Genomic DNA, 8,078 nt, shown 5'->3' on the forward strand with positions numbered 1-8,078 from the left:
CTCCCCTGATTAATTTACAACCGATCGCTGTAAACTAATAACGTAAGTTGATAGATTAATACCCCCACACCCCATCTATGGCTATTCTCGATCGACAAGGTAGATTATTTGGTAAATTCAGCCTCCTCGACATTGGTGCTGTCCTGGTAATGTTATTTGTCGTCGTTGGAATTTTTCTCTCGCCTGGTAGTTCGGGACCAATTAACGGACAAGATAAGCCTCAATCGGTAGAAGCCGATGTGATTGTCAGAGGACTAAATGTGCTCAAACCTGAATCCCTGCTAGCTCAATTTAGTCCTGGAAATAAACTCAGTTTTGTCATTCGCAACCAGCCAGCCGGACAAGTCGATATTAAAGGAGTTCGGCAGATCGATCGGACTTTGGCTATCCCACAAGCTGATGGTTCTGTCAAGGCAATGAAAGACCCTAGACCCGATTCTTATAGTATCGATATGATCGTCACGGTAACTGGTAAGGGGCAGAAAACCAAAGAGGGACTAGTACTGGGCAATACCAAGATGAAGATTGGTTCTTCGGTAGAAATCGACCAACTTAATTACAACTTTAATGGCACCGTCATCGATATTCGCTATCTGGACAAATAAATCATTTGGTGGGCTGGCTTGCAGGGGAGTTTGTGGAGTAATAAGGACGTAAACATCCTCCCATTCTCCCCCAACACCCCAACACCCAGAGAATCGATACTAGCGGCTACTGAAGATTGCTGTCATCCTATAGATAGGTGTCCAAAATTACCACTTATCTATAGAATCGAATTATTAAAAATGACTACAGCAGGAAATACAACCACAATCGCCCTCCTCCTCATCACACTCGGCATTCTGGGTTGGGGTTATTACCGAAATCGAGACTTGGGTAAATTCGGGGTCTTATCGTGGCTGCAATCAGCCGTGCTGATGATTCCGTGGCTGTTGAGTTTTGGGGCGTTGTCGGCTGGATTGTATATTAATCTGGCTGGAGTTCTCCTCTTGTTGGTAGTTTCCAGTGGTCTCTATATCTGGCTGGGAAGTCGAGTCAGACTAGCCGCTCAAGATCCTGAAACAGCGGTTAAAATTGCAGACCGATTGGCAAAATCCCGCAGCAAACAGTCCGGTGTACCCACTGAAACTGGCGCACAAGCACTGTCGATCGCGATGGACGCGCTGAACATTCCTGAAGCAGATTTGAGCAGTATTAAAGGCATTTTTGGCATCGATACCTTCTACTCTACCGAAACGATCGCTTACCAACAAGGGGCTATTTTCAAAGGTAATTTACGTGGTGATGCTGCTGTCGTACATCGACGATTGACAGAAAAATTGCACGCTAAAGTGGGCGATAAGTACCGTCTATTCCTAGTTCCCGATCCTGAAGAACGTCCGGTAGTTGTAGTTTTACCCAGTACTAACGATCCGCAACCTGCGACAGTCGGACAACAAATCCTCGGAGTAGTGATGTTTATCGCGACAATTGCTACCAGTTTGGAAGCGATGGGCGTATTTTTAGGATTTGATTTTTACGAACATACCGATCGAATCAAAGAAGTCTTACCCTTATCTTTAGGTATCTGGACGATTCTCATCTCACATGAACTAGGACACCAAATACTCGCGCGAATGCGTCAAGTTAAAATCGGTTTACCATTCTTTTTACCAACCGGACAAATTGGTGCATTTGGTGCAATTACGCGGTTTGAATCACTGATACCCAATCGAAGTGTCCTGTTTGATGTCGCTTTAGCCGGTCCAGCATGTGGCGGTTTAGTATCGTTGTTGATGTTGGTCGTCGGCTTGCTACTATCTCATTCAGGTGGCGGATTAGAAATTCCGGCTCAGTTTCTTCAAGGTTCGATTTTAGTTGGTACTCTTGCGAAAATTGTCTTAGGTGCAACCGTACATCAAGCATCGATCTCAATTCATCCACTGGTAGTTATCGGTTGGTTGGGATTAGTAATTAATGCCCTAAATTTAATGCCCGCAGGACAATTAGATGGTGGGAGAATCGTTCAAGCTATCTATGGACGTAAAACAGCTCAACGCAGCACCCTCGTTACTTTAGTAATCCTAGGATTTGTGGCATTTTTCAATCCAGCTAATCTGGTAATTCTTTATTGGCTAATCTTAGTTGGCTTTCTCCAACGTGCATTAGAACGCCCGAGTTTAGATGAAATCACCGAACCGAATGATGCGCGTGCTGCATTGGGTTTGCTAGCACTATTTCTGATGGCGGCGACGGTAATTCCTTTTAGTCCAGATTTGGCTGGAAAATTAGGAATTGGTGGCTAAGAATCGGGATAGGGCGTGTAACATTCCAGCCATTCTCATTAAGGAAATTGAGATTCTCGATAGGGAGAGGCTCGCGGCAACGGCTCCGATCTAGTTTTTAAAAATAAAACTGTTGAAATCCGCATTCTTTCGTCAACAGATCTGTAGCTGTAACTAGCAACTGGCGTTACGGGATCGAGATATCGGTTTAATAGAATCGTATTTTAACGCCTCCTATTCGCTGATTTTTGCGAAGCTTAGTGGTGATGCGATCCTGAATGCTTATGGCTGATGTCAGTGTAAGAATGGCTGTGACTGAATTGTGAGTGAACGTGTGGGTGTTGATGTGTCGAAGATCGAAGATCGATCTCAAGATTGGTTAAATGTTCGTGGTGGTGCTGGAGATCGTGGTTATGAGTGTGAATGTGCGAAAATTCTGGATGAGTATGCGTGAATCGATCGGGTTTTAGGCATAAATGCACGATCGATAACAACCCTAATCCAATTAAACTGCCATACAGAAAAGTTCGACAGGGAAAAGTCGTACCCAGCCATCCAGCTAAGGGATAAGCTCCCATCCACCAAAAATGACTCCAGGCAAAATGCGCTCCGTAAACTCGCCCTTGAAGATTTGTTGGGGTTCGATCGGCAATTAATGTTTGCATCGATAGATTAATGATACTTTGCCCGAATCCAGCGATCGACCACAAGAGAATCAAAGGGACTAATCCGACATAATTAGCACCGAGCAATGCAGTGGTAATTAGCACCCCACCGCCGAGAATCGTGACGATCTTCGATCGATATTGGGGATAAATCCCAATCGCCATCGTCCCACAAGTAGCACCCAAACCAAAACCCATCATCACCCAGCCATATTGTACCGCTGTTTGGTGAAGAGTTCCTTGCACATAACCTACCGTATTCACCAAAATCTGGGCACCAGCAATCGAAGCAACCAACTGAATTGTCAAGCCATATCGAATTGGGGCATCAGTCCAAAGTCGAGCGGTTCCAGCTTGAATATCCGACCAAATCTGACCCATTTTTTGCTCTTCAAATCCAGTTATATTTACCTGTAAATTACCAGGGAGAGTAGTAATTAGGATCGCTGCGGTAATAAAGCTCAACCCATCCCAGAAAAATAGCTCTCTAGCACCGATAAATAGTGCCAGCACACCTGCAATCCCAGGCCCAAATACGCCTAAAATTTGATAAGTAGTACTAGATAGAGCAATTGCTTGGGGATAGTCAGCTTTGCCTGTAACTAATGGAATCGTCGCCTGATATGTGGGGGTGAAAAAGGCATTGAAAATATTTAAACCTAATACCAGTGCATAAATTTGCCAGACGCTATTTACAAAGGGCAATAGACAAACTAGCAGCATCCGCCCAAGATGGGTAATTACGAGAATTGGTTTACGATCGAACCTGTCCGCAATTACTCCCGCCAATGGTGATAATAATGTAAAAGCGGTCACTCTCAACGTCAAGGCACCAGCGAGGACGATTGGCGCAGATGTCCCTGCTAATTCAAAAGCTAATAGTGCTAAACCCAACCAAGTCAAAGCATCGCCAAATAGACTTATTGTTTGGGCAATATATAACCGTCTGAAAATAGGGTGACGCAGACTGGTGGACAAGCCAATTTTATGCATTTATTTAGAATAACCACCACTTATTTATGTATTCCACAAATGTTAAGATTGAAATAGCTAGTTGTTAAAGGTTTCCCATGACCATCTCAATCGATTGGTTAAACTTTGCGGAATATCTCAAGTATACCGATGGTTGCGATCGGCGGCTAGACATTCCCGAAGCCCGAATCCTGATTCTCGACAACAAAATAGTAGCTTTATCTACGCTGCCTATTACTAGGTTTTAAACACTTCTTAAAGCCTCGATCGGATCTAATCTCGCTGCTTGGCGAGCTGGAATCACCCCAAAGAATAAACCGATTGCCCCAGACACGCTGACTGCTAAAATAATTGCAGGTGGCGAGACAGCCGCCGTCGTCATCGGCGTAAAGTTTCGCACGAGGATAATCCCACCGATACCGATTAAAGTGCCAATAATTCCGCCAACTGTCGAGAGAATAATTGCCTCGATCGTGAATTGAGTGAGGATATCATTTTGAGTGGCACCGATTGCTTTTCGCAGTCCAATTTCTTGGGTGCGTTCTGTGACAGAGACGAGCATAATATTCATTACGCCAATGCCGCCAACCAAGAGGGAAATTCCAGCGATCGCACCCAATAGTAATGTCAATGCACTGGTGATTGTCGTGACGATTTGGAGGGCATCTTTTTGATTCCGAACTGTAAAATCATCTTCACCGACAATTTTATGTCTGCGTCTTAATAAATTGGTGATTTGGAATTCGGCAGCATCCATACTTTCACTATTTTTTGCCGATACTGAAATTAATGACAATCTCAGTCCAAATGGTGATGTTCTGCCAATCACACGCTTGCTCATCGTCGTAATGGGAATAAAAATTGTATCATCTTGGTTGCTACCAAAAGAAGATCCCTTTTCTTCCATTATTCCAACTACTTCAAAGCTCAGATCTTTGATCCGAATCTGTTTGCCAATCGGATTCATATTACCAAATAATCGTTGGGAAATATCCGTACCTAACATGGCAATCTGTTTGTCTTCTTTGACATCTATTGCGGTTACAAATCTTCCTTGACTAACTGCAAAATTTCGGACAGCGGGAAACTCGCTAGTGGTACCTTGAATAATCGAAGTAGTCGTAATATTTTGGTAACTGACGACAAAAGAGTTTTGGAGAACTGGAGCGACACCAGCGACAGAAGGCACTTGACGAGCGATCGCTCTAGCATCGCTCAGTACGAGTGTGGGCGGGGTACCACCACTCCGAATATTTTGAGCTTTGGGAGATCCAGGTAAAATAAATAATGTATTCGGACCAAGATTTTTGAACTGATCTTGGGCGAGGATTTGAGTGCCCTCACCGACACCAATCATTCCGATTACAGAAGCATTTCCAATCACAATTCCGAGCATTGTCAAACCACTGCGCATCTTATTAGATATGAGGGTTTGTACTGCCATGTTTAGACTTTCAATTAGATTCATTTGGATCTGTAGGGGCGGGTTTATACTATTGATTTAAACGGAGCTAGAAATTTTATTTAAACCCGCCCTTTCTAGGATTTGGGAGAGGTATAAACCCGACTTTTCTAAAAAGTCTGATTCGGAGCATATTTCATGTTTGCACAAGCATTTTCAACGGTCTCAATAATGTTTAGTATTAACCCGATCGTCCAGATTACTTGTTGTTGTCACCCATCATTTTTTCTTTAAATCCTGAAGGGATATCGGTAAAGACTCGATCGCCAGATTTAAGCCCTTCAAGTACTTGAATTTTGTCCTTGACGGTGCCACCAACTTTAATTATTTGGAATTTAGGTTCGTTGTTTTCGCCAGGTATATAAACACCCGTTTGCCCCCGTCTGGAACTAATGGCCACAGTGGGAACTGTTAAGGCATTGCTAGTCTTTTTGCCTGTAAAGATTGTGTTGACATTCATCCCCGATTTTAGTAGCTCTTTACCACTATCGAGCGTGATGCGGACTTCAAACGAGGTCACATTCTGCTCGACGACTGCTTCGGGCGCAACCAGTCTGACTGTACCTTGAAATGGCCTGTCGCTAAATGCATCAGCCGTAACTTCTACCTTTTGTCCGACTTGAATTTTACCGATATCTACTTCTGGAACCTTGGCTTTGACTTCCATATCTTTAGCTAAAGCCACGATCGAAGTTGAAGTCGCAGATGTACTAGTTGAAGCTGAAGTAGTTGGAGTCACAAATGCGCCGATACTTGCATATCGCTGGGTAATTAATCCCGCAAAAGGTGCGACGACGGTTGAGTCTTCTAATTGAGAGCGAGCCGATTGTAACTGGGCATTTGCGACAGCTACGGCTGCTGTCAATTGGGCGATTTCCTCAGGGCGACTACCATTTTTTGCCTGCTCGTAGGCGGCTTGGGCTTGAGCGACTTGAGCGGCAAAACTGGCGACATCTTCCGATCGACTACCGAGTTGTGACTGACGTAGTGCTTGCTGGGCTTCAGTTACAGCGGCTTGACGTTGGGCGATCTCGGATTGGCTGCTGTTACGCACCTGTTGGAGTTTTTGTTGTGCATCGAGGAGATTGGCTCGGGCTGTTTGATAATCAGCAGTAGCTCGATCGAGTGTATCCTGAGAGATGGCACCTGACTGTTTGAGCGATCGATTGCGATCGATTTGTGCTTGAGCGAGTTTAAGTTTCGCTGTAGCGGCGGAAATTTGGGCTGTAGCCTGTTCTATTTGTTGGGGAGCGGTCGATCTCGTCATCTCCACATTTGCCTGTGCTTGGGCTAATTTTGCCTGCACCTGGGCGGTTTCTTCAGGACGGTTACCGTTTTTAGCCTTATTAAAATTTGCCTGGGCTTGGCTCAGTCTAGCTTGCGCTTGAGCGATTTCTTCGACCCGCGTCCCATTCTTTGCCTTATTCAAATTAGCCTGAGCTTGCTGCACATTCGCTTGTGCTTGAGCAAAAGCAGCTCGAACTTCAGCATTCTCCATTTGGGCGATTTTTTGCCCTTGTTGAACGCGATCTCCTTGTTCGACAAATAATCTGGCAACTCTACCAGCGGTTTTTGGGCTGAGATTTGCCGTCTGGAAGGGAATGATACTCCCACTCGCAGTAATTCGATCGGTCAAATCTTGTGATTTTGCAGTTACAGTGTAGCGTTCTAGATCGATCTTTGGAGCTGGCTTAAACTGATTTACAGCCACAGTTCCAAGTGCGGCGATACCGATTGTCGCCGCTGCAATACCTGCAATTACAGGGAGCGGATGTTTAAGATTGTTTATTAGAGGTAATTGCATACAGGCTCAAGGCTCGCTAATCTTTGATTAAAATTCTCAAATGGTGTCGCTGTTCCAGAGAGGAGAGACTCAAAGGAATGATGGAGATGAGCTTTGATGTAGCCGCCCTAAAGCAGAACAACACCATTCGACTATTAGTCGGGCAAAGCAACGATCGACTTTTGACAGAATCTGTTACGTTTATTTACATTTATTCTAACGCTCGATTAGAGCCGATTACCAGTGTCAAAAGTCATGTCCTTGGCGCAGCCGCTCCATTGCAGAATCGATAGTTACGATGTAGAGGGTAGAGGGTAGAAAGTGGATTTTAAGCACGCAAGGGTTCTCCGAATCCCAAATCCCGAATCCTGTAATCCCAAATCCCCATCCCTAACTCCACTGATAACTCATAACTAGCAACTTGGGTTATTATCGGTCTAGATGATGGAATCGATCTCCAAGTGAAATTGAGATCTCGACAATTTCCGATCTACTCATTTTCGACTATCTACCTAGATTTATATTTATTGTGCCCAAACGGATCTATCTATTACTACTTACTGCCTGCCTGGGTATTGTGAGTGTACCAACGGCAACTTATAGCCAAGCTCTATTACCTTATACGCCCAAGCAAGATCCTCAATCTCTAGCAGATACGAGTAAAAGCTTATTGCGGCAAGCAGCCGGATTGGTTCAATTTCAACAGTACGAACAGGCAATTCCCCGCGTTGCATTGGCAACTCAATTAGCACCAAAAAATCATGAAGCTTGGTTCTTTTTAGGTACCTTATATGTCCAAACGCAAAAATATCAAAAAGGCATTGATGCGCTGCAACAAGCTAAAGTCATCAAGCCCCAAGAGCCAGATATACTCTTTATGCTAGGTTCAGCATATTTCCAGAAAGGAGAGCATCAACAAGCGATCGATACAA

General features: G+C 44.4%; 8 protein-coding genes. 5 read left to right on the forward strand and 3 right to left on the reverse strand.

The window, feature by feature from the left end; translation table 11 throughout:
- Positions 1–77: 77 nt before the first annotated feature.
- Positions 78–605: a DUF4330 domain-containing protein gene (locus RMO55_RS00005; RefSeq protein WP_310421579.1), complete on the forward strand. Its 528-nt coding sequence runs from the start codon at positions 78–80 to the stop codon at positions 603–605.
- Between the two features lie 180 nt (positions 606–785).
- Entirely contained in the window at positions 786–2,285 is a 1,500-nt protein-coding gene (locus RMO55_RS00010) for a site-2 protease family protein (protein ID WP_310421583.1), read from the forward strand.
- Positions 2,286–2,521: 236 nt separating this feature from the next.
- Here RMO55_RS00010 and RMO55_RS00015 read toward each other — a convergent pair whose 3' ends face one another.
- On the reverse strand, positions 2,522–3,922 hold the full coding sequence (locus RMO55_RS00015; RefSeq protein WP_310421587.1) for an MFS transporter: 1,401 nt from the start codon (positions 3,920–3,922) through the stop codon (positions 2,522–2,524).
- 77 nt (positions 3,923–3,999) lie between these two features.
- On the opposite strand from RMO55_RS00015, the gene RMO55_RS00020 reads away from it, so the two are divergent.
- Positions 4,000–4,149, forward strand: coding sequence for a hypothetical protein (locus RMO55_RS00020; protein ID WP_310421590.1), 150 nt, complete (start codon positions 4,000–4,002; stop codon positions 4,147–4,149).
- Here RMO55_RS00020 and RMO55_RS00025 read toward each other — a convergent pair.
- Positions 4,146–5,369: an ABC transporter permease gene (locus tag RMO55_RS00025; protein ID WP_310421593.1), complete on the reverse strand. Its 1,224-nt coding sequence runs from the start codon at positions 5,367–5,369 to the stop codon at positions 4,146–4,148. The two genes, RMO55_RS00020 and RMO55_RS00025, sit on opposite strands and share 4 nt — an antisense overlap.
- A gap of 193 nt (positions 5,370–5,562) precedes the next feature.
- Complete coding sequence (locus RMO55_RS00030) at positions 5,563–7,167, reverse strand: efflux RND transporter periplasmic adaptor subunit (RefSeq protein ID WP_310421596.1); 1,605 nt, start codon at positions 7,165–7,167, stop codon at positions 5,563–5,565.
- Between the two features lie 23 nt (positions 7,168–7,190).
- Between RMO55_RS00030 and RMO55_RS00035 the strand changes: the two genes are divergently transcribed.
- Both RMO55_RS00035 and RMO55_RS00040 read left to right on the forward strand, forming a co-directional pair.
- Positions 7,191–7,439 carry a hypothetical protein gene (locus tag RMO55_RS00035; protein WP_310421599.1) on the forward strand — a complete coding sequence of 83 codons (249 nt, stop codon included), beginning with the start codon at positions 7,191–7,193 and terminating at the stop codon, positions 7,437–7,439.
- Between the two features lie 236 nt (positions 7,440–7,675).
- Positions 7,676–8,078 (forward strand): CDC27 family protein (locus RMO55_RS00040; protein WP_310421603.1); only part of this gene is annotated, 403 nt, incomplete at its 3' end.

The sequence above is a fragment of the Chamaesiphon sp. VAR_48_metabat_135_sub genome, from assembly GCF_031418915.1.
Lineage (GTDB): Bacteria > Cyanobacteriota > Cyanobacteriia > Cyanobacteriales > Chamaesiphonaceae > Chamaesiphon.

Excerpts from the sequence above, each read along its gene's own strand:
- RMO55_RS00005 (WP_310421579.1), top strand. The coding sequence starts at position 78 with ATGGCTATTCTCGATCGACAAGGTAGATTATTTGGTAAATTCAGCCTC.
- RMO55_RS00010 (WP_310421583.1), top strand. The coding sequence starts at position 786 with ATGACTACAGCAGGAAATACAACCACAATCGCCCTCCTCCTCATCACA.
- RMO55_RS00015 (WP_310421587.1), bottom strand. The coding sequence starts at position 3,922 with ATGCATAAAATTGGCTTGTCCACCAGTCTGCGTCACCCTATTTTCAGA.
- RMO55_RS00020 (WP_310421590.1), top strand. The coding sequence starts at position 4,000 with ATGACCATCTCAATCGATTGGTTAAACTTTGCGGAATATCTCAAGTAT.
- RMO55_RS00025 (WP_310421593.1), bottom strand. The coding sequence starts at position 5,369 with ATGAATCTAATTGAAAGTCTAAACATGGCAGTACAAACCCTCATATCT.
- RMO55_RS00030 (WP_310421596.1), bottom strand. The coding sequence starts at position 7,167 with ATGCAATTACCTCTAATAAACAATCTTAAACATCCGCTCCCTGTAATT.